Consider the following 21,684-nt stretch of genomic DNA (forward strand, 5'->3'; position numbering starts at 1 on the left):
CTCTCCAGTTGTTCAAGTTGTCGGGATGGCCGTTGCCCTTTCGGCATCCAGTATCAAATCGGCGGCAGGAACATTCTTCTGATAGGACCCTGCCCAGGTCGTCCAGCCGAGACGTCCGAATTGCCCGAGCTTCGCGCGGGGGACTTCCTCAGCCTTCAGCGAAAGCCGAGCGTCCCAGTCCAGTTCGTAGCAGAGGTACTGGCGCAGGATCGCAACGAAACTCTGCAGTGACTGTCCCGAAGGCAGCAGGGATTCGTACTGCGCCAGCGTCAAGGGCCCGACGTGGACGCGAAGCTTGTGCTGACGATCCCAGACCCGGCTGCCGATCACGGCGCCGACGCCGAGCTGCGCACCGCTGCCGAGTTGGCCAAGCCGGGTGCGCTCGGATTCCGGCAACGCCATCCAGTGACCGACGAAGTTCTCGACGCGGACGGGCAGGCCGAAATAACCCTGGAGAATGGAAGCGAGTCCGTCAGCGTTGCGAACCTGCCGCGAAAGCCAGCCGGAGAAGAACAGCTTGACGTGATCGCCGGCCGGATCGCGTTTCTGCAGTGATGAATCACCAATGCCGACCAGGCTGCCCACGTAGTCCGCGAAGCGATCATCGCGCGGACGGTCGAAACTCGCGGTCGGCTGCGCCTGCGACCAGGCGCGGTAGAAGAGGGCAAGGAAACGATGATGGAAAACGTCGAGGAATCGCGCGAGCGTGCGATCACCGCGATGCAGGATGCGTTCTCGTACGAATTCGGTGAGGTGCAGCGGGAGCGAACCGTTGGGACCCAGAAATCCGAAGAATCGCTGCAGCAATCGCGGCGGCTTCTTCGAATCCGCCGGCTCGAGGACCGAGATCGTCGAGGGCGCGAATGCCAGCGAAGGCTCCTGCGCGAAGCGGACCGGTTCATCCTGGGGACGCGCGGCGGTTCCGGTTCGCGGCTTCTTCGGATGAAGGGTCTCGAGCTTGCGCAGTGCAAAGAAGAAGTCGTGATCGAACGGCTTCTCTTGAAGCTTCTGCAGGTATTCCTCAGGTGTCACAGGATCGCCCGTCCGCCTACGCGTGCACGCCAGAGCATGATTTCTCCTCGCGCGACACCGCGCAGCGCTGTCTCCGTGAACGCGTTGACGGAGACGTAACGCGCGAAGAAGCGCTCCATCACGCTGCCGAACAGGAATGCGCTGGCGCCCTGGAAGGCCATCTCGTCGACTTCGACTTCAATATGCAGACCGCGGCCGAAGGTGATCGGACCCGGCATCGGCAGGCGACGCACGAGCGGGCGCACCTTGATGGAGCGCAGCCCGTCGATCTGCTTGCCGGTGGCGGCGTCGCCACCCGTGGCGTAGAGCCCCAACAACTCACGCATCGCGGCAGCGCCGGCCTGCGGTTGCTGATCGAGCAGCGTGAGGTAATTGAGCGACAGGTGATTGATGAAGCGCCATGCGCCGCTCCCTTGCTCACGAAGCGCGGTGTGAGGCCGCGAAGGCCCCTTGACGCACAGGGTGCCGGTGATCGGCGCCATGGTGTCGAGCGTGAAATCGGTCTTGCCGGTCCCGAGCGGCATGTGCAGCGGCAGATCGCGATTGGTGCAGAGCGCGGTGATGGATAGCTGCTTGAGCGCCTCAGGATAGGGGGCTTCCTCTGCATCGACCAGCGAGATGAACACTTCGCTGCCGATATAGCTCGACCGGAATCCGCGACGTTTCTGCCCCTCGGACAACAATCGCGGTTCGCGATCGATCGAGAAGTACGCGGCGTGTTCGGTGCGACTTCCCTGGTAGGCCGCGTAGAAGGGAAGGAAGCGCCTCTCGCCCTGTACGCCTTCGCCGTAGCCTGACACCGTCTGCAGATCGTGGATTTCGAAGTCCATCGGTCGCGTGCGGTCCACCACCACGTGGTATTCGTGCGTGCCGGGCGTCAGATGTACGCGGTCCGTGCGCTTCGGAAAGAGGTTGATCGCAGGCGTGCAGAAAAGGCTGAAGTGGCTGGCGTCGACGACGCTCTCGAGACTGGGAGTACCGCGCGAGAACAGCAGGACGATTTCGAGTTCGTTGTCTGCGCAGCGGGACGCGATCTGCGACAGGCCGCTCAGTTCCAGAAACAGGAATCGCTGTGGAAACGAGTGATATTCCTGCAGCAATCGATAACCCTGGAAGCCGCGCACGGTGACCGGCAGCAGGGCCTGGTCGTCCTCGTAGCCCATCGGCTGCACGCTCTCGGGGCCGAGCCAGTGGTGCCAGCCGGCGGGCCGGCGCGCGTCGATACCCAGGACGCCGATACACGAGCCCAGCGTCAGTTCGTGCAACTGATAGGCGATTTCGTCGGCGCCCGAAAGATAGATCGGAAGGCGATCGAACTTCAGCTGGTTGAACTTGAGGCCACCGCCGCAGCGCAGACGCAGGCGGACTCCGCCCTTGATTCGGCGCGCGTCGCGAAGCCCGGTCAGCGGCAGATCCGGTGCGTAGGAAAAATACTGGGCTTGAGTCACCTCGATCGGAAGCAGGGTGACGTTCTGCGATGTCCTGAACTCGCAAGCCGTGCTGTCGCCCTTTCCCAGCAGGCTCTTCATCGAGGTGCCGCGGGCGATGTTGAAGCCGGATGCCAGCACGGCATCGCCGAGGTTGGGAGCAAACCGCGCCACGATCATGGCCGGTGTCGGCGCCAGGTACTGGGGGTAGACGATCTCGAGCAGCCGTTCCGTGAAGCGCGGGAATTCCGCATCGAGCTTGAGCTGCACGCGCGCCGCTAGAAATGCGGCTCCTTCCATCAGGCGTTCGACGTAAGGGTCGACCACCTCGACGCCATCCATGCCCAGGCGCGCCGCGATCTTCGGGAATTGCCGTGCAAACTCCGCACCCATCTCGCGCAGGTGCGCCAGCTCTCCGTTGTAATGACGTAACAGGCGTGGATCCATGGGCTCTAGGCGTTCACGTCCTGGACGATGGTTTCGTTGGTTTCCAGATCCACCGCGGTGCGCAGCAGGATCTCGAGGGGCACGGGTTGAGCCCAGAGCTTGCCGCGAATCTCGATCTGGATCTGATTGTGATGATCGAGCACGCTTTCCGAAAGAATGGCTGCAATCTGCAGCGTCTCCGGAATGATGCGTGGTTCGAACGCCAGAATCGCATCTCGGATGCGCGCTTCGAGATCGCCGGCGTTGAGACTGGACACCGTCGTTCCCGACAGGGCGGGGAGTCCATAATTGAGCACCGATCGATGAGCGTGCGGAAACCGGACCGGGTCGATCAGGCTGCTCCCGCTGGGCTGGGACGCATTGAACAACCAGGCGAGATCCCTGAGAACGGCGATGCGCAGCATGCGGCCGGTGATCAGGCGCGCATCACGCGCTTCCACCGGCTTGTCGGCGTCGTCGTCGATCAGCCTGTCGAGCAGGGCAGGCTGCAGCTTTTCCTGGGTTGTGAGGGTCGCCATGTGTCTTCAACGGGCAGATCGGATCGGACACATCTTCGGGGCCGGTAGCTTGGATACGAACTAGGGTGCCTGCCGGGAGAGTGGGCTCGGGAGATGGCGTCGCTTTGACGCGCTCAGGTTTCGGGCGAGGTGTCGAACAGGATTTCGCGCACTTGCAGCAGCGGATACTCGCCATTATCCGTTCCCAGCAGACGCTGGCCCAGTCCGTGATAGCCGCCGTCGGCCGACTCTTCCCAGACAGTCTTGCGCGAAAGCGCGATCAGTCCGTCGGATGATGCCTCCGAACCCGGATAGCGCACCGGCAGCATCGCCAGCACTTCGCCGCCGTTGGAGAACTGCAGATTGGCGGGCAGCCATATGCAATCCCGCAGATCGGTGGGAGCTTCGATGGTCAGCTTCGTCAGGCGCGAGAACGGAATCCAGTAGTAGCGGCCATTGACGATCGCTTCAAGGACGGGGCCCAGGCGCGTGTCCGCGTCGGCAATCCAGCTGAAGGCTTCGCCGTCGATCTTTCCCGTCGTGGCGGGAGCTTCTTCAAAGGCCTGCGCGCGCAATCGGGTTGCGGCGTCGGCTTCGCCAGCGCCTGCCCGGAGCTGGGATTCGATCAACAGGGCCAACCACGCTTGCGGCTCACCGAACAGCATGGGCGACTTGCGGCCTGAGAACACTTCGCGGCGCACCAGTTCGCAACCGATGGCGGCCGTGTACATCTCGCGCATCGGAAGCGCGGCTGCATCCATTTCGGCGCAGAGATTGAGCTGATTGAGCGCACGCTCCCACTGTCCTTGCACGCACAGGAGCTGGAACAGGAAAACGCGCAACTTTGCGTCCGATGCCTTGCTCCGCACCTGCGTTTGCAAGGCTGCAAGTGCGCCGGCGGGATCGCCGGATTTCAGAAGGGTTTCCGCGTCGGGCGTAGCGTTCATGCGTGCTGCTCCAGGTCAGGAACCCTCATACCAATTGTCGATAAAGGTCTTGGTTGCGCCACCCGCCGCCGAGTTCGTCTGCGGCGAGTAATTGATTTCAATCTTCTGGTACACGATCTCCACGACCTCACGCCCGTTGGGGGAGGCGGCGTTCGGGTCGGGATCGGGGAATTCGAGATCGAGACGGCTTACGCGTCCGTTCGAAAGCTTGATCACAAGATAAGGCAGTGCAGCCACGCCGGCTGCCTTGCGGGCCGTCAACGTCAGTTCCTTGACGACCTGGTTGGTCGCCAATGCGCTCGCTAACGGCGCCGTTGCACCATCGATGCTCTTGAACAATCTGAGGGGTTTGTGTTGGCGCCTGCCGCTCGCCTGGCCCGAGGAAATCTCGCTGGCACTCGACATGCCCCAGGAAAACCCGCTGATCTGGATCTCACCCTTGTGCTTTTCTTCCGACGCCTCGCCCTGGATGACGCCGGCCTTGTCCGTTTTCAGTGTGACGAACAGATCGACGTTCTGCTTGACGTTCGAACTGGTACTGGCTTGCATGGTGCGGGGTCTCCAGGCGGTCCGATCAATCGATGCAGGCGGCGATATGCGCCGCCTGCATCGAGTTGCTGTCGCCGATCGTCAGAAAAACGGACTCAGGTGGCCTTCTGAGTCTGAATGTTGTAGCTGACCGGGATCACGGCACCGAGCGATCCGTCCGCCTTCTGCGGCGCGTAGCTCATCTTCACCGAGATGAACGCCAGGCTGAAACTGTCGGGCTGAATCCCGACTCCCTCGGAGCCGCCACCCGCGTACGAGGTGACGATGAGGTTTTCAAACTCCAGGAAGTAGAACTCCTGGCCGTGGTCGCCCTGCTTGCGCACCGTCAGCTTGGCCGATTTGATGGGCTTGCCGGTGCAGCAGAGCTTGAAGAGATTGGGCGAGGCCACCGACGTCGCAGCAACCACGCTGATGTCCTGCAAGGAAACCTTGCCTGCGCCCAGGCCCGTGCCTGTGGTCACCATAGCCGGGTTGTGAGCGCCCCAGCTGAAGGAAAGAACGTCGATTTCGTCCGTGTGCTTTGCATCCTGCGACTCGCCCTTGATGCCGTCCAGCTTGAGAAACATATCACCAGCCATGGAAATCTCCTTGTATTGACCGAACCTTGTTCTTGCTAAAAAGAGCCGCGCTTTGACGAATTGTCGAGCGCGGCCATCTGTTCACCACGAATCCAGCTTAGAGACATCAATCGTCGCCTACCGAGACCTCATTCACGCTTCGAGAAGAATCCGGTTTGCGACGTGATGCGGCTCCCAAATCGCCTCGATCAACCGCCGCCCTTTGCGGACGGCAGCTTCGAAACCAGGCGCAACGACACCGTGAGCCCTTCAAGCTGGTAGTGCGGACGCAGGAAAAACTTGGACGAGTAGTAGCCGGGATTGCCTTCCACTTCCTCGACGACGACTTCCGCCGCGGCCAGCGGACGCTGTGCCTTGGTGGTCTCCGACGAATTCGCTGGGTCGCCATCGACGTAGTTCATGATCCAGTCCTGCAGCCAGCGCTGCATGTCGTGGCGCTCCTTGAACGAACCCACCTTGTCGCGAACGATGCACTTGAGGTAGTGCGCGAAGCGGCAGGTTGCGAACAGGTAAGGCAGGCGCGCCGCGAGGTTGGCGTTGGCGGTGGCGTCCGGATCATCGTACTCGGTGGGCTTCTGCAACGACTGCGCGCCGATGAAGGCGGCGAAGTCCGAGTTCTTGCGATGGACCAGCGGCATGAATCCGGCCTTGGCCAGTTCGGCCTCGCGGCGATCGCTGATGGCGATTTCCGTGGGGCACTTCATGTCGACGCCGCCGTCATCGGTCGGGAACGTGTGCGAGGGAAGACCTTCGACCGCGCCGCCCGACTCGATGCCGCGGATGCGCGAGCACCAGCCGTACATCTTGAACGAACGGTTGATGTTCACGGCCATCGCGTACGCCGCGTTGGACCAGGTGTACCTGGAATGGTCCGCAGCACCGGTATCTTCCTCGAAGTCGAACTCCTCGACCGGATTGGTCTTGGCGCCGTACGGCAGTCGCGACAGGAAGCGCGGCATCGCAAGGCCGATGTAACGAGCGTCGTCGCTTTCGCGAAGCGAGCGCCACGCTGCGTATTCCGGCGTCGTGAAGATCTTGGTCAGATCGCGCGGATTGGCCAGGTCCTGCCAGCTGTCCATCTGCATGACGGTGGGCGAGGCCGCCGCGATGAAGGGCGTGTGCGCCGCGGCCGAAACCTTCGCCATTTCGCCGAGCAGTTCGACGTCTGGAGGGCTCTGGTCGAAGTAGTAGTCACCGACCAGGCAGCCGAACGGCTCGCCGCCGAACTGACCGTATTCCTGCTCGTAGATCTTCTTGAACAGCGGGCTCTGATCCCAGGCCGTGCCCTTGAACTTCTTCAGCGTCTTGCCGAGATCCTGCTTGCTGATGTTGAAGACGCGGATCTTGAGCTGCTCGTCGGTCTCGGTGTTGTTGACCAGGTGATGCAGGCCGCGCCATCCGCCTTCCAGCTTCTGGAAATCGTCGTGGTGCATGATCAGGTTGATCTGGTCGGACAGCTTGCGGTCCAGAGCGGCGATCATCGCCTCGATGCTCTTGACCACGTCCGAGCCGATGAGCTTGGTGTTGACCAGCGCCTGCTGGGCAAGCGTCTGCACCGCCTGTTCGACGGCGGAGGTGGCCTCTTCGGTCTTCGGTTTGAATTCCTTGCGCAGCAACGAACCCAGTTCGTTGCCTTCGAAGGTGACGCCCTGCAGGACGCCTTGTTGTTCGGTTGCTTCTGCCATTTCTGCTCTCCGGAATACGGGCGTTGGGTCGGTTATTCGGACTTCGCGCCGCCGTCAGCCGGGGCATCCGTGGGCTTGGCGCTCGCGGCCAGCGACTGCAGCAGCGCCGGGTCCTTGAGCATCTTGGCCACGAGTTCCTCGGCGTTGGTCTTGCCGTCCATGTAGGTGATCAGGTTCGAGAGCTGCTTGCGCGCTTCGAGCAGCTTGTTGAGCGAGTCGACCTTGCCCGCGATGGCGGCCGGGGAGAAGTCGTCCATGCTCTCGAACGTGATGTCCACGCTCATGTTGCCTTCGCCGGTCAGCGCGTTCGGCACCTGGAACGCGACGCGCGGCTTCATCGACTTCATGCGGCTGTCGAAGTTGTCCACGTCGATATCGAGGAACTTGCGGTCCGCCACCGGGGCGAGAGGGTCTGCCGGCTTGCCGGACAGGTCTGCGAGCACGCCCATGACGAACGGGAGCTGGACCTTCTTTTCGGCGCCGTACAGCTCGACGTCGTATTCGATCTGAACGCGCGGTGCGCGATTTCGAGCGATGAATTTCTGACTGCTGGGGGGCATAACCTGTCTCCTTGAATGGCCGAAAATGAGTCCTGGCGCGGACGAGGTCGCCCGCGTGTTTCACCGCCTGAAGTGTCTCCCTACGCTTCCCGGGATCATGTGCGCGATCCTCGAATGGTGCTGCATTCTTGCGCGCACGTTGATGGGGAGCCTGCCCGTCCGATCCTACGCCCGCGATACGCAGCTTGCCAACGTGTTTTTTCCGTTGAAGGCGAGGAACGGTTGCAGGACTGTGAACTGGCTCTCGACATCATTCCTCGTCCCGGACTCCGGTCACGTTGCGGGCCTGATTGAGACCGTCGGGGGCAAGTTCTTTGAGGATGTCGATGAACGACATTTCCATGAGCCGCTTGGCCCGCTGGATCAGGAGCGGGGCAGGGTTGCTGGGCTCGGTGCGTGCCAGGAAGTCCGAAATCTTGTCCATCAGCATGATGGCGTCCTGACGTGAGCGGATGGCTCCGGTCGTGTTGATGCCGGTTCCACCGCCACCGCCGCCCTCGTCTCCACCGAAGCCCGAGCCGTCGCCATCACCGCCGTCGCCACCCGACATGGAAGCCGCCACCCGGGTCACCACCTGGGAGAGCGTGAACAGCGATCCGATCAGAGGTTTGAAGTCCAGCGACCGGTCGGATCCCACCTGTTCGTCGAGAAACGAGGAAAGCCCCTTCGCAGCGGCCAGCGTGCTGGTGACGGTTTCGACGAAACCCGGATCGGCGGAAATGGCGGCCGCGATCTGCTGATCAACCTGGGACTGTGACGGCACTGCCTCGTCGGATCGGGCCGCCGCCTTGCCTGCGGCGACTTCGACCTGACGCAATGTCAGATCGCCGAGCGCGCGTGACGCGAAGAGCTGGGCGCCGCGTGCGAGCCGTTGCAGGCCGCCCGGATCCGCCAGCGCGGACATCGCATTGAGGCGCATCGTCGGGTCGTTGCCGTCGGATGCATCCAGCATCGGGTGGACGGTATCCCAGTATCGTTCCACCAGTTGATGGACGAGCTGCAGGCCGGACAACAGGCCCGGGAACTGGTGGAGGCGCACCTGTGCCTGAGCCAGCAGGCTGGCGCTGCGCACATCCTTCGAGCGCCCCAGCAGTCCCTCCGCGCGATTCCCGACGTCGAGCCAGTCGGGTTCTTCGGCAGGAATGATCGTGTCGCCGAACTGCTGTTCGGGTTTGCCCTGAGCGGCCCGTTCCAGTGCTTGCCACTCCGCGTCGTACTCCAGATCCGGACCGGCGGGGGAGGCGTCGTCGATCGGCGCGAGCAAGGCTTCGATATCGAGCATGTTGAAAATTCCCTTCTGTGGTTATTCGCGCTGATCTTCCGGCGGCAGGATACCGGTGCCTTCGATCGAGAAGATCAGCGATTGGGTGGCGAACTGGCTGCTGTCGAGCTTGAAGCTCACACATTCCTCGAACGAGGACTGTATCGATCCTACGTTGCTGCTGAGCACGCTGTTGGCGCCCAGGCCCAGCACACGGCTGCTTTCGTTGAGGCTGCCGAAGACACCCGAGACGAAGGCAACTGCGCTCGTGCTGGTGAAATCGACCGCCACGACCCCGCCATCCACCGACAGTGGCAGCGTGATCAGTCCGACGTTGCCGCCGGAAATGATGCCAGCGCTGATGCTCCCGCCTGCACCGTTGGCGGTGAGCGCAACGTTGTTCCCGGTGCCGGTTGCGACGACACGGCTCGCGTCGATGGCGCCGGTGGTGGCGGACACGATGATCCCGCCGGCGGTGTTGCCGACGTCGGCGAGTTCCACGCCGTCGGTCTCGACGATCCCGATAGCGGCACCGGCGGAAGCGGTGAGGGTGTCGACGTTCGTATTGAGTGTGATCCCGTCGACGGCCGTCACGTCCAGATCGGCGGCTGTCACGTGCGTGCCGACACCGCTGCCGGCGGCGCTTGTGTTGATCGTTCCTTCGTTGACGACCCGTTCGTCGGGAGTCACGCCAGTGGCGTTCAGAACGATATCGACAGGTCCGGTGAGAGGATCGGTGTTGCCGGCGCTGCCCACGTTGATGATGCCGCTCGCCCCGAGCATGACACCCGCCGGGTTGAACCGCGTGTCGAACCGCTGCATGGAGACGTCGACGGACGTCACGTGGAGCGCATCGTCCGACAACGTCCGCAGCGGCACGTTGTCGTCGAAATTCTTGAAGATCATGTTGGCATTGCGGGCCTGGTACGCCAGGCCGCCGCTTGCCGTGAAGACGCGCGAGCGATGCATGTCCCAGCGCAGACCGAGTTCCTGCAGATCGTTTTCACCGTCGAGTTGTGAGCTGAGCGAGCTTGCGGCGACGAAGGCGGCTTTTTCGGCGCGGATGTAGGCGCGCAGCTCAGGTATCGCGATGGGCACGCTGTAGCTGGCCGATCCGAACGTCGTTCCGATTCGCACGCGCCTTGTTCTCCCTGGTCGCTACCGATCAGCGACCCTCATTCCGAGGGGCGCCCTTTGATTGCCGAGTCGTAGCGGCGCCGCATTTTGCGGCTGACTAAATGTCAGTGCGAGAACTACGACTGTCAATGCGTCGTAGCACATATTCGTGTGATGCCCATCATGTGCATCGGCACCTTCGGCGTCCGCTGAAATCAGCGGCTGCGAATGGCCGCCTGCACCTGTTCGAGCCGCTGCACGCGCGCCTGGAGATCGACCGACTGCTCCACCGATTCGGCCTCACGTGCGTCGCGCAGGCGGCGATCGGTTTCGCCGCGCAGCAACCAGATCCGGGAATCTTCACTGACCGCGTCGACTGCGGCGGGAGGGAGCTGGGTCCATCGTTGCAGGAAGGTCGCGACGTCCCCGTCGGTCCACTCGGTGCTGAGCAGGTCAGATGCGACCGTCAAAGGCGTTTCGGCTCCAGCGACGGGTGCGGCTGCCATTGCGGCGGCGGCCGTCGGATTGGGTCGCGTGGAAGGGGTTGCCGGCCGAAAAAACATCCACCAGGCCGCGATCGCCAGGACGACGAGGACGCCGATTGCAGAGGCGGCCAGCACGACGGCGGAGGGGCGTCGCGTCGTGTTGCCGGCGCCCGCTGCCGGTCGAGCCAAAGGAGCCTGCTCCGGCAGCGGAAGCTCTTCAGGTGCGTCGAGGATCGTGACCTCGTGGCCCGTCAGCGCGCCGGGTGTGGTCGTCGTCTGGCGTTCTTCGAAATCGAGCAGGAGCTTGCGTCGCACCGCGCGGAACCCGGCACGGTCGATGGCGCCGGAGCGTAATTTCTCGTCCAGTCGCGTCAGCTCCCGGTTGACCTCGTTGGCGCTGGTCATTAGTCGAGTTCGCGTACGAGTCGGAAGCCGGTGGCCTCATCCGGGCCGCTGAAGGCGCGGCGGGCGTCCGCATCGCAATCCCGCGGTTCGTCCACGTAGCTGCCTCCGACGGCGACGAAGCTGCCGCCGTTGTCGACGATCTCCCGTACGTTGCCGACGGTGTTCACCAGGCCCCAGCCGTTCATGACCCCGGCATTGACCTGGCGCGGAGCAGTGGTGATGACCTTGTCGCCCTGCATGACGCGGCAATAGCCTTCGACCAGCGGATCCTGACCGCCCTGCGTGGCGGCATGCTTCCACTCGGCCTCGGTCGGCAGCCGGTAGCGACGACCGGTCGCCGTGCTGATCCACTTCGCAAAATTCCTGGCGTCGTTGGCGCCGACGCGCGTGGCCGGCAGCAGGCTGTCGCCGCCCGGCGCAGAGCAGGAGCCGGTGGCCCTGCAATACATCGCGTAATGCAGGTTCGAGATCTCCATCTGCGTGATGCCGAAGGTGCCCATTCCCGCCACCACGACGATGGTCGGGCCCTTGTCGCCGAGCAGCGGGTCCGTGCACTGGCCGCGCGAGCGCGTGCCATGACCCGAGAAGCTCTTCTTGCAAGGATCCGGACCCGAGGCGGCATTGGGCCCCGGTGTCGGAGTGGGTAACGGCACGGGAGTCGGTGAGGGTGTCGGGACCGGGGTCGGCGTCGGAGTGGGGGTAGGCGTGGGCGTGGGCGCAGGTGCACCGGTCTCGAGCGCACGGTACTTGGCATACAGGCCCTGATCGCTCTTCTTCACCACCGCGATGCACTGACCGCGGCGGCCGTCTGTGATCGATCCGCGCCGCCTGGTTTCGCGTTCCAGGTCGGCGCCGCAGCCGGCGACCTCGTAGCGCTCCCGAGCGGCCAGCAGCGCGGACGTGCGCAGCACGGCCAGACCGCGTTCCACCGTCTTGAGCGCGCTGTCGTAATCGTTCTTTGCAGCGAAGCGGTCAGCCAGTTTGAAAGCGCCTTCGGCGATCTGCTTGGGGCCTTCGGTGTTGGCGTAGTTGTTCTCGGGTTCGAGCTTCCGAAGCTGCTGCAGGGCGCTGATGGCGTCGGGCAATTCGGCCGCGGCGGACTTCAACGCGATGGTGCGCTCGAGCTCTTCGATCTTGAACTTCTTCTGCTGCTGTTCGCGCGTCGCGCCGTCCTGTCGTTCGAGTTCCTCGAAGCGTGCGCGTGCGGCACGCAGCGAGGTCGACTGCGGTGCGCGCTTGGCGCCGGCTTCGGCGAGTTGCCGGGCGGCGGCATAGCTCTTCTCCTGGCCCAGCTTGTCGATGCGCTCGCCGTAGGCCGCGCCGAGCGATTCGATCAACTGCGGCAACGTCGGGTCGGACATGCCCTTGGTTGCAGCCAGTGCATTGTCGACCGCTTTCTGCCATTCCGGCGTGAAGCTCTTCTGGCGGATCAGGTTGTCCAGATTCGCGATCTGGGAAGCCTGTGCCTTGCGTCGACCTTCTTCGACCTTGCCCGGCAACGCGACGAGGCGGGCATCGCCGGCACCGATCACCGCCGCTCGTGCGGCAAGAGGTTCGGCCCGGACGAAATCACCGGCGTCGATCGTTTCAGAAACTGTCTTCTCGATGGCCTGCGCGAACGCTTCGCGCCGGCTGTCGACGCTTCCGGCGTCCGCCTTGCCGGCGACCGTCTTGAACGCGTTGTCCACCTCGTTGATCCAGGCGGTCGTCGCGGCCGGGCGCCCGATCAGCTGATCGATGCGCGCCAGGTTGAGGCGCAGGCGATCCGCCTCGGTGGCCGCCTGGGAAATGCGCTGGTCACTTGCCGCGCTGACGGCCCGGAGCTGGCGTTCGAGACGTTCATCATTGGGCAGCAGTTCGAGGCCCAGTCGAGCGGATTCGGCCGCGGACTCCAGGCTGTCCGAGCGCTGGCTGGCACTGCTCTGCGCCAGCAGCATGTTGCCCAGCGAGCTGCCCAGCTTGCGCAGATCGGCGTCGTCTTCACCGACCGACTCACGCGCGGCGAGCCATGCATCGCGGATGCGGGTGCGCCATTCCGACGTGTCGGCCGCGGCATTGAGCAGTGCGGCCACGGCGTCGATGCGCTGCTTGCGCTGCGCCCGTGCCGCGGCAAGACGCTGTTCGTCGTCGGCCATCGAGGCGATCTGTTCGCGACGCGTCTCGACATCCGCTTCCAGCGGCTTGAGAGCCGATGGCGAGAGATAGCCTCGCGCCAGCTCGATGCGCTTGAGTGCCGTGGCAACCTGCGCGGACGGTTCGAGTTGCGGGTCGCTCAGGCTTTCGCGAATGCCACGCTCGAAGCCCTGGATGATGCGGCCATCCTTCAGCAGAGGCTGGGACGGATCGATGACGCGGACCGCTGCGAGGATCGACAGCAGCGCGCTTCCGTCATCGGCGGAATTCTTGAACAGGCCCACGTCGATCTGCTTGCTGAAATCGTCGTTCAGACTGGATAGCTGGGTGTTGCGGTCGGCTTCGAGTCCATCGCGCAGGTCGTTGACCCAGGCCGAATCGGAACCGTACTGGCTCACCGCCAGATCGACGATGGTCTTGGCCTTGTTGTAGTCGTACCGGCCCTGTTTCGGATTCCAATGGCGGGCGAGGCTGCCGTAGAAGATGCCCTTGATCTCGTCGCGACGTTCATCGCGAATGCGCTTCTGATCGTCCGGGTCGATCTTGCCGAGACGCTCGACAAGAACGGCTGCGTCGGCGCACTCGGAGTTGCCGAGACATTTCTCGACGCTGCGCACCTTGCTGCCGTAGACCAGCGCCACGACCATCCAGATCAGGAAGATCAGCGCCACCAGGCCGCCAGCGCCCATCGCGATCAGCGGCAGGGCTTTCTCGCGCTTGGTGCGCGGGCGCAGACCCTCGACGAACTCGCCAGCCGTCGCGATGCGGTCTTCGCGACGGAATGCGAGGCCGCGTTGAAGTGTTCGCCATTGCAGGCTGGTCAGCGTCAGGATGCGCTTGGGCACCAGCCCCTGCTTCATCGCCTGCTCGGCATTGACCTTGTTGAATGGATGGGTGCCGCCGAGCAGTTCGTACGTCACGCAGGCCAGCGCGTAGAGATCGTCCTGCGGCTCCGGATCGCGGCCCTGGAGCATTTCAAGACTGGCGTACGCAGGTGTCAGTGCGCCCAGCGTGCCGGCATCGAAAACAGTCTGTTCGCCGACGGAGTCCGATCGCTGCTTGCCGGCGCGAGCGATACCGAAGTCGAACACCTTGGGTACGCGTGCCGACGTCAGCATCACGTTGCCGGGTTTGAAGTCCGAGTGCACCACGCCTTCGCGATGCGCGCGTTCCAGGCCTCGTCCCATGCCTTCGATGATCGGGAAGGCTTCTTCGATCGGCATGTTCTTGCCGTCGAGACTGCGAATGAGGTTCTTGAGATCCTCACCGTCGACGTACTCCATCGTCATGAAGACGATCGAGCCATCCTTGTCGAAATCGTAGACGCGCACGATGTTGTCGTGCGCAAGCTGCTGTGACCGGCGCGATTCGCGCTGCAGCGCGATCAGCGAATCAGGATGCTGCCGGAACTCATCATTAAGAACCTTGACCGCCACCCGTGGGTTGCGATCACGCGCCTCGATCTTGCGTTCGTCGACGGCGAGGAAAACCACGCCCATGCCGCCGGTTCCGATTTTCTTTTCGAGGACGAAGCGATCCTTTAGGCGGGAGCCGACGTCGACTTTTTCCTCGGGAGCATCCGCACTGGCAAGCTTGCGCCAGGAGCGCGCGCTCCCGCTGCTGGCCCCGCTGGTACTGCTGCCGGTCTGCGATCCCGTCCGCGAGCCCGTGTGCGACCCGGTGACCGAGTCCGGCACAGGGGAGGCGGGAGGCCGTTCAGTCGTCGGGCGCTTGTCGGCAGGCAGCAGGCGAGTGCCGTCCACGCTGAACTGACCGGAACGCGCCATCTGCGTGGCGTCGTCGTACGGGGGCGGCGGCGTGGGCGGGACGACGGGAGGGACCGGCGGGGTCGGCGTCGCGGGCGGCACCGAGCGCGGGCTGACCATGCGCGTCGCATCGTTGTTGCCCGGCGGCGAGGCCATCACGGTGGCGTCGGCCGGAGGTGTGGGGGGACGCGGCGGCGGGCGCGTTCCTGTCTGCGTCGTCGTGGAAGGCGGTGTCGTGGGGGGCGGCGGCGCTGCTGGCGGCCGTGAACCCGTCTGCGTCGTGGTGGACGACGGCTGCGCAGGAGGACGAGGTCCCGTCCCTGTCGCGGTCGACGATGGTCCTGGCGTCGGCGGGGCGGCTGGCGGCGGCGAGGGCGGCTTGGGCGTGGGCAGCAACGAGACAGGACTGATGATCGTCCCGCCCATCGGGTCGTAATCTTCGTCCTCGTCGGGCGCGGCCGGCGGGGTCGGGGGCGTCGGCGCGACGAAAAATACCGTGCGATCTTGCGGCGTCGGCGGTGTAGCCGCCGGCGCGCTGGGTCGCGCGGCCGGGGCGCTTTGCAGTTCCGCGAGCTTGGTCTTCACGGCGCGATGAAGGCGCGGGTCGACGTTGTTTTCGCGTAGCAGTACGTCGAGATCCTCGATCTCGCGCAGATGTTCCTGCGGGTCGATCTTGCCGCGCCCGTTGATCTGGGTGACGAGGTCACCCAGGCTCAGTCGGCCGAGGCGAACGTCATCGAGCCATTGGCGAATCTTGGTCATGCGCGGCTCAGGCCTCGACCCTCACGACGACCGCCGTGATGTTGTCGCGTGCGCCGCGCGCCAGGCAGGTGTCCACCAGCTTGTCGGCGATCTCCTTGACCTGCACCGGCTTGGCGAGCTCGCTGGCGATCTCCTGGTCCGTCATTTCCTTGGTGATCCCGTCGGAGCACAACAGGAAGACGTCGTGCGGCTTCGCCTCCGCCACCGACCACTCGACCACCAAGTTCTGTTCGGCGCCGACTGCCCGCACCAGTGCGGCGGCTTGCGCGTTGCTCTGCAGGTCGGCGGCCGTGAACTGGCCGGTGGAAATCATCTCGCGCGCCTGGTTGTGATCGATCGTGAGCTGTCGCAGGCCGGTGCCGTCGAGCTGGTAGATGCGGCTGTCGCCAGCCCAGGCACAAAGCATGTAGTGGCCCGCGTCGGCCAGCACGCAGGCGGTCGAGCCGACCATCTGCAGGCGATGGGTCTGGGCGTAGTGGATGAGTTCGGCATTGGCGGCTGCGAGCGCGTCATCCACGTGGTCCACATAGTCGACGACCCGCGGCGCACGCACGAGTTGGCGCAGGTGCCGGACGATGGCCTGGCTCGCGACGTCTCCCGCCTCGTGCCCGCCCATGCCGTCTGCTACCGCCCACAGCCGATTGTCGGGATCGTCGAGATAGGAGTCCTCATTGTGCTGGCGCACCGTTCCTCGATCGGATCTTCCGTACGAACTCGTCAGCAAAAAGGCCCCCAGCCGTATGCCTTCATTGGTATGCGGGTGAAGCTAACACTCGCGGTCGCGACTTCCAAGGCTCGATGATGCTCGACATCACACTCTGCACCCGGGTCACGTCTCCGGCGAGCCGGGACGCGATCAGCCGAGACGCTTGAGGCCCGTGTTGATCGCCTGCTTGAGTACGAATCCAAGAACAGATCCCGCCAACGGAAGCGCCGAGTCGAACTCGATCGTCCACTCCACACGGCTGCCGGAGCCGGCGCCTGCGGAAAACTCGATGTGCCCGCGATGGTTCTTGATCGGAAAGCCGCCGCGCGTGATGCGGTAGTCGATCGATTCGTTCGGCGCGAGGGCGGTCACGGTCTCCTCGATGCCTAGCGGGCCGGGGCCGATCTTGCGCACCGAGCCCACGCCGTTGGGTTCGGTCTGCCCGTCGCGGATGCGCCGCACGGGGACGCCGAAAACCGTGCCGAGCCGGTTGTGATCCGCCAGAGCGGCGAACAGGTCGGAGAGGGACAGGCGCGAGTCGTAGGTGATGTCGATGCGATGCATGGCGATTGGGAAGGTGCGAGGACGGCGGAGCGTGATCGCAGGCGGGAGGCTGCGCAAGAGCCGGATGCACGCGCTGGCTTATGCGAGGTCCGGCCGGTCTACCGACAGGTGCAATTCCACCCTCGTTCCGGGGGACAGCGCAGCTCAGGGCACGGCTGCCCAGAGGCCTCGGGTCCACCGGCGGATGTTGCTCATGCCACGACGCCTCGCGGCGATGGCCTGGTCCATTGGCATATGGAAGGAAAGTGCGACCGGGTGGCCAAGGCTCTGTGCTGTGGCGGTCGATTCCGACGCGAGCAGACCTCCGGTTTGGCTGCATATGGCGCGCACACGACCCGAGCCTCGCGGTGGCCAGTCCCTGTCACCCTCGGAAGGTGAAGTTCGCCGGCTGGCTCTCCAACTAGCCGAGGGCAAGAAACGACGTAGAGGCCGTTGACATGCTGGGGGTATAAGCCAAACTCGCGCGCATTGCGGCTCAGCGTGACCATGCCCCGTAATGTTGGACCCGCCGGCTTGGCATTTCATTTGAGATAAATATGGGCAAGTTGTCTTTCGTGATCGCAGGGGTGGTTGTGGCCTTGGGCGTGGCAGCGGTCTATCTGCCGATGGCTGACTCGGATAGTTATCCCGAATGCATGGCCCAAGACGGTAAAGGCGCCGACGCGACGCGGCTGAAAGCGGTATCCATTGCGTGTGAACGCCGTTTTCCTTATGAGCGCGAGCTGACCAGAGGCGAAGACGTTGGCGGAGCTGTGGACTCCCGATGGGAGCGTGATGCCAAGGATGAGCCGTTCCTCAAAATTACGAGGAATACAAGCGAATTCAGATTGCTCAGAGCGAACGCAAAAGCGTCGTGGCTTGCCTGCGACAAAGGAGCTTTCTCGTTCATGGACACGAAAAAGCCCGTCGAATTCACGGTCTTTTTCAACCGCGAGGGAACGGAAGCTCACTTCGAAGGGCCAGCGCTGAAAATGAGCGGCTGCCGGATCATGACGAGGCTATGGGTGATTCGAGACAATTACCGTCCCGATCCTTCCCCGTAAGCTTGAGAAGCGCTCACTGTTCGGGTCCGACGAAGGCAGCTTCTGTTTGCGCGCAAAGGAAGTCGGGGGAAAGCAGAACGTCCTCCCCGGGAAACTTGTTGGCAAGCCTCTCTTGATGTGATGTGCGGAGGGCGACACCTGACATCGGTGCTTCCACTTTCCCGGGTCCGGATCTTTCCCGTCGCCGCGATACTTACCCCGTACTGGCGGGGCAGTACCATCTCAAAATGAGGTGTTGAGGCAGTTGCTTTGGCCGGAGCTGCCTCTTGTCCTGAAGTCGCGCAATGGAGTTGACCGGATACCGCGGACGGATTTGGATTTGATTCTCAAGCGGTGACGGCGATGGTGTTGGATGTGGTTGGCGTTGGGGTTGCGTATCTCCTTTCGTAGTTGATCGGTGATTGATGGCCCAGGCCGGAGTGGCGGCGTCGCGGGTTGTACCAGCCCTCGATCCAGGTGAAGAGCGCGGTGCGTGCCTCGGCTTTTGATTTGAAGCTGCGCCGGTCGATCAGTTCGCATTCCAGGCTGGCGAAGAAGCTCTCGGCCATGGCGTTGTCGTAGGCGTCGCCGACCGTTCCCATCGAAGGCCGCACGCCCATCTTCCTGCAGCGCTCGCCGAAGGCGATGCTGGTGTACTGGCTGCCCTGATCGCTGTGGTGGATCACCTCGGCGGGTCGGCGCTGCTCGATGGCCATGTTGAGCGCCGCCAGAACCAGATCCGAGGTCATCTGCTCGCCGATCGACCAGCCGACCACACGTCGGCTCCAGGCATCAAGGACCATCGCCAGGTACAGGAAGCCGGCCCAGGTCGGCACATAGGTCATGTCGGCGATCCAATCCGACACGTCGCTGTTGACCCATCCAACCGAGCGACTGCTGCCGAGGCGAATGGGCTTTGCGAACGAACCCTCCGCGACTGCGGCATAAAGAGCCGATCGGCAAAGGCCCGTCCGAGCTTGGACTTCCTTGCGACGAAGGATGGAAAGTGCTTCTTGGAGTTCCTTGGCCATGTAGTGCGCTCCTTGATGCGCAGTGGAATCACATGGTCATTCCAAAGAATTTCGATACGAGGCGAAATCCCGTCAGCTTCAAGGCGTTTACGCGTGCAACGTAACGGTTACGTTTGCCAGCACACGGGTCATGGGACGAAGTTACTCTTTTTTTTCCTTCAACCACTCGTACACGGTCACCTGAGCTCGCGTCGGACTAAGGCGGATATTTCTCCGCTTCGCTTCGTCAATCACCCAAGGAGCGAGTTCGTGCGAAGCAGAATGGGCGCTTTTCCATTGACGTTCCGCGAACTTTCTCTTGACGACTTCTTTCAGCTCTCGATTCGCTCGGTGACGAGCATTAGCGCCACTTCGAGAAAAATCGGAACCATGCCGTTGAAGTTGTCCTTCTAGCCCGCCAACTAAACCAAGAGTCCGATCGACACCACTATCTGGGTACACCCCGAGAGACAGGCGCTTCTCCTTTCCCCCCACGCGGTACTTGAATCGCCACCACTTGCCGCCGCTATCTGCTACCTCCAAATACAAGCCCTTTTGATCGCTTAGCCGGTATGCCTTGGCGCGAGGTTTGGCGGCTTTGATAGCAGTGTCGGTGAGAGGGGGCATTTGGGGGCAACTGCTCAAGGAGTGTCGTCTGTTGCCCCCGAAGTTGCCCCCAGGCACATATCCTGTCAACAAGTCCAGAGACGTCCATGGGAATCTTCACCAATAAAAAACCCCTCAATTACGAGGGGTTAGTGAACTTCTATGGATCCTCTTGGACCCTCAATTGGTGGAGCTGGCGGGAATCGAACCCGCGTCCGACAACCATCCGCGCCAAAGACCTACATGCTTAGTCTGTCTTTAGTTTTCATCGTCAACTCCCCGACAGACAGGGATCGTTGACGCCTATCCCCTTGGGATTTTCGTCTCTAGGCGAAGGGCGCGCTTCGAGCTTAGTTGATGAGAGTCGACGGTTGATTCAGGGGCATCAACACCACCTGGTCAACCGCTCACCGGTTAAGCGGCGAGGGCGTAGTTTGCGTCGTTCGCAACTAGCTTTTTTGCACGGCGTTTAACGAGTGGCTATGCAACTCGGCATGCACGTTGGGCTTCCAATCACCGTCGAGCCCAGATCAGCCCCGTGTACAGGCGTAAGACTACCACGCGCGGGCCAAGGTTCCGGCTGATTGCTTCGATCGATCGATCGAGCGGCCGAGCCCGGCCGCTGGCCGTTCCAGAGCGTCAACGCCCCAGCGCGTTCCAGGCGAGGCTCTGCAGAATGAGCTGATGCTGGCTCTGCGCCAGAGACCGTCGAGCAGAGATCAGCCCGAGCGCGCTTTCGTGTGCTTCCCGCTGCCCATTCAGCACTTCGATCCAGCTCCGGTTGCCCGCCTGGTATTGTCGAAGGAAGCTCTCGACCAGCGCTTGTGTGCTGTCAGCGGCCTGCTGCTGCAGAAGGACCTGGCGACTTGCGGAAACCGTTCGCTGGCGAGCGTCCACCAGGCGTGCGGCGGCGTTGCGCTTGGCCGTCTCGAGGCCCGACTTCGCCGCTTCGGCGCGGGCTTCCTCGGCCTTCTTCTTCTGCCAGTTCGTGAACGTGCTGCCGACCTGGTACTGCACGACGAGCTGCGGGGTGTCGGCGGTCTCGTCGAACGCGCGGCCATCGTAGTAGTGCCGGTATTGCACGGCGATCTCGGGCGAAAGCTGGGCGCGGGCCTGCTTGGCCATCTCGGTCCGCTCCGCGATTCGCGCGGCGGCGATCAGCACGTCGGGGTTGTGCTCGACGGCCTTGGTCTCGTCGATCGGCAGAATCGACTTCAGCGCAGCGGCGGGGTCGGAGGATTCGACGCGCTGCGGCGAGATCTGCAGCAACTCCTGCAATTCGTTCCGGCTTCTGATGAGCTGCAGCTGCACCGATTCCTGTTCGACCTGAGCCTGCTGCACGCGACTCTCGGCCGTGCGGACTTCGGACTCGCGGGCGACGCCCTGTTCCTTTCGGCGCAGGATCGTGGCGCGCAATGCATCGAGGGCGTTGATGTAGGCGACGCACTGGTCGGCCTGCTCCTGCGCCTGTGCCATGCCATGGAAAGCCGCGATCGTTCGCAGGCCCAGGTCCAGACGAACCTTGTCCAGATTGGCGTGTGCGATGACCTCGCGCGCTTCGCTGGCGCGGATCTGCGCCAGGGTCACGCCGCCGCTCCACAAGGGCAGAGACGCCTGAACGGAGCTGACGGCGCCATCGCCGCTCAGGTTGGTCACGGCCACCGAGGGCAGGAACCCGCCCCAGCTTCCCGTCACGTCGTAGCCCGCCGCCTGGATGGCCAGCTGGGCTTCGAGGATCTGCGGATTGGCGGCCCATACCTGCTGCAGGGCCTGCGATGCGGTGAGGACCTGCGGGCTCACGCCGCTCTCGGGTTCGCCGAGCAGGTTGGAGAGCTCGGTTTCCTGCGCGACGGGATACATCGTCGCGGCTGATGATCTCGCCGCCGGCGAAACCGTGGCACTCGAATCCCTGGCCGCGGGTACTGCGTCTTCCGTCGTCGTCACCTGAGGCGTCGCGATGGGCGCGGCTCCGTCGTCCGCTGTAGGCGCAGCAGCGGTTTTCGCGTCTGTCGCCACCGCTTCGGTCGAGGTCTGTGCGCCGACGGGTGCAGCCCACGTCAGCGGCAGTAGCAGGACCGTCAGAGCGATGGCGTTGCGCAGTTTGCGGACGCGGCGAGGCGGGGCAA

At 63.4% G+C, this 21,684-nt stretch carries 17 protein-coding genes, 1 other RNA gene and 2 pseudogenes; 1 reads left to right on the plus strand and 19 read right to left on the minus strand.

Annotation, left to right across the window (positions count from 1 at the left end; all coding sequences use genetic code 11):
* Positions 1-12: 12 nt before the first annotated feature.
* From tssG to DFR24_RS02680, 14 genes are all read right to left on the minus strand, one after another.
* Complete coding sequence (gene tssG, locus DFR24_RS02615; RefSeq protein WP_210772627.1) at positions 13-1,032, minus strand: type VI secretion system baseplate subunit TssG; 1,020 nt, start codon at positions 1,030-1,032, stop codon at positions 13-15.
* The gene (tssF, locus tag DFR24_RS02620; protein ID WP_133879788.1) at positions 1,029-2,906 is read right to left on the minus strand and encodes a type VI secretion system baseplate subunit TssF; all 1,878 of its coding nucleotides are present in this window, start codon (positions 2,904-2,906) and stop codon (positions 1,029-1,031) included. Before tssF ends, tssG begins: the two co-directional genes overlap by 4 nt.
* Positions 2,907-2,911: 5 nt before the next feature.
* Positions 2,912-3,424 carry a type VI secretion system baseplate subunit TssE gene (gene tssE / locus DFR24_RS02625; protein ID WP_133879789.1) on the minus strand — a complete coding sequence of 171 codons (513 nt, stop codon included), beginning with the start codon at positions 3,422-3,424 and terminating at the stop codon, positions 2,912-2,914.
* Between the two features lie 113 nt (positions 3,425-3,537).
* Positions 3,538-4,350: a type VI secretion system accessory protein TagJ gene (locus tag DFR24_RS02630; RefSeq protein ID WP_133879790.1), complete on the minus strand. Its 813-nt coding sequence runs from the start codon at positions 4,348-4,350 to the stop codon at positions 3,538-3,540.
* Positions 4,351-4,365: 15 nt separating this feature from the next.
* Positions 4,366-4,899 (minus strand): Hcp family type VI secretion system effector, encoded by a 534-nt coding sequence (locus tag DFR24_RS02635; protein WP_133879791.1) that lies wholly within the window; start codon positions 4,897-4,899, stop codon positions 4,366-4,368.
* A 95-nt stretch (positions 4,900-4,994) separates the two neighbouring features.
* On the minus strand, positions 4,995-5,477 hold the full coding sequence (locus tag DFR24_RS02640; RefSeq protein WP_133879792.1) for an Hcp family type VI secretion system effector: 483 nt from the start codon (positions 5,475-5,477) through the stop codon (positions 4,995-4,997).
* 188 nt (positions 5,478-5,665) lie between these two features.
* Positions 5,666-7,162, minus strand: coding sequence for a type VI secretion system contractile sheath large subunit (gene tssC, locus DFR24_RS02645; RefSeq protein ID WP_133879793.1), 1,497 nt, complete (start codon positions 7,160-7,162; stop codon positions 5,666-5,668).
* A 32-nt stretch (positions 7,163-7,194) separates the two neighbouring features.
* Positions 7,195-7,722 carry a type VI secretion system contractile sheath small subunit gene (gene tssB / locus DFR24_RS02650; protein WP_133879794.1) on the minus strand — a complete coding sequence of 176 codons (528 nt, stop codon included), beginning with the start codon at positions 7,720-7,722 and terminating at the stop codon, positions 7,195-7,197.
* A 250-nt stretch (positions 7,723-7,972) separates the two neighbouring features.
* Positions 7,973-9,004: a type VI secretion system protein TssA gene (tssA, locus tag DFR24_RS02655; RefSeq protein WP_133879795.1), complete on the minus strand. Its 1,032-nt coding sequence runs from the start codon at positions 9,002-9,004 to the stop codon at positions 7,973-7,975.
* 21 nt (positions 9,005-9,025) lie between these two features.
* On the minus strand, positions 9,026-10,120 hold the full coding sequence (locus DFR24_RS02660) for a hypothetical protein (RefSeq protein ID WP_133879796.1): 1,095 nt from the start codon (positions 10,118-10,120) through the stop codon (positions 9,026-9,028).
* Positions 10,121-10,314: 194 nt separating this feature from the next.
* Positions 10,315-10,989: a hypothetical protein gene (locus tag DFR24_RS02665; protein WP_133879797.1), complete on the minus strand. Its 675-nt coding sequence runs from the start codon at positions 10,987-10,989 to the stop codon at positions 10,315-10,317.
* Positions 10,989-15,650, minus strand: coding sequence for a bifunctional serine/threonine-protein kinase/formylglycine-generating enzyme family protein (locus DFR24_RS02670; protein ID WP_133879798.1), 4,662 nt, complete (start codon positions 15,648-15,650; stop codon positions 10,989-10,991). Before DFR24_RS02670 ends, DFR24_RS02665 begins: the two co-directional genes overlap by 1 nt.
* Before the next feature lie 7 nt (positions 15,651-15,657).
* Positions 15,658-16,335: a PP2C family protein-serine/threonine phosphatase gene (locus tag DFR24_RS02675; RefSeq protein WP_162850996.1), complete on the minus strand. Its 678-nt coding sequence runs from the start codon at positions 16,333-16,335 to the stop codon at positions 15,658-15,660.
* Between the two features lie 171 nt (positions 16,336-16,506).
* A complete protein-coding gene (locus DFR24_RS02680) occupies positions 16,507-16,920 on the minus strand; it encodes an SRPBCC family protein (protein WP_133879800.1) in 414 nt (137 codons plus the stop codon).
* A gap of 536 nt (positions 16,921-17,456) precedes the next feature.
* Between DFR24_RS02680 and DFR24_RS02685 the strand changes: the two genes are divergently transcribed.
* Positions 17,457-17,963, plus strand: coding sequence for a hypothetical protein (locus DFR24_RS02685; RefSeq protein ID WP_133879801.1), 507 nt, complete (start codon positions 17,457-17,459; stop codon positions 17,961-17,963).
* 326 nt (positions 17,964-18,289) lie between these two features.
* Here the strand turns inward: DFR24_RS02685 and DFR24_RS02690 are convergent.
* The 5 genes and pseudogenes from DFR24_RS02690 to DFR24_RS02705 all read right to left on the minus strand — a co-directional run.
* A pseudogene (locus tag DFR24_RS02690) lies at positions 18,290-18,799 on the minus strand (IS3 family transposase); the annotation flags it as partial.
* Positions 18,800-18,805: 6 nt separating this feature from the next.
* Positions 18,806-18,973: pseudogene (locus DFR24_RS24815) on the minus strand (helix-turn-helix transcriptional regulator); the annotation flags it as partial.
* 141 nt (positions 18,974-19,114) lie between these two features.
* Positions 19,115-19,579: an Arm DNA-binding domain-containing protein gene (locus DFR24_RS25485; protein WP_133879803.1), complete on the minus strand. Its 465-nt coding sequence runs from the start codon at positions 19,577-19,579 to the stop codon at positions 19,115-19,117.
* A 164-nt stretch (positions 19,580-19,743) separates the two neighbouring features.
* Positions 19,744-20,096: a transfer-messenger RNA gene (ssrA, locus tag DFR24_RS02700) on the minus strand.
* Between the two features lie 101 nt (positions 20,097-20,197).
* Complete coding sequence (locus tag DFR24_RS02705) at positions 20,198-21,418, minus strand: TolC family protein (protein WP_133879804.1); 1,221 nt, start codon at positions 21,416-21,418, stop codon at positions 20,198-20,200.
* Positions 21,419-21,684: the final 266 nt, after the last annotated feature.

This window comes from Panacagrimonas perspica, from assembly GCF_004364935.1.
Lineage (GTDB): Bacteria > Pseudomonadota > Gammaproteobacteria > Nevskiales > Nevskiaceae > Panacagrimonas > Panacagrimonas perspica.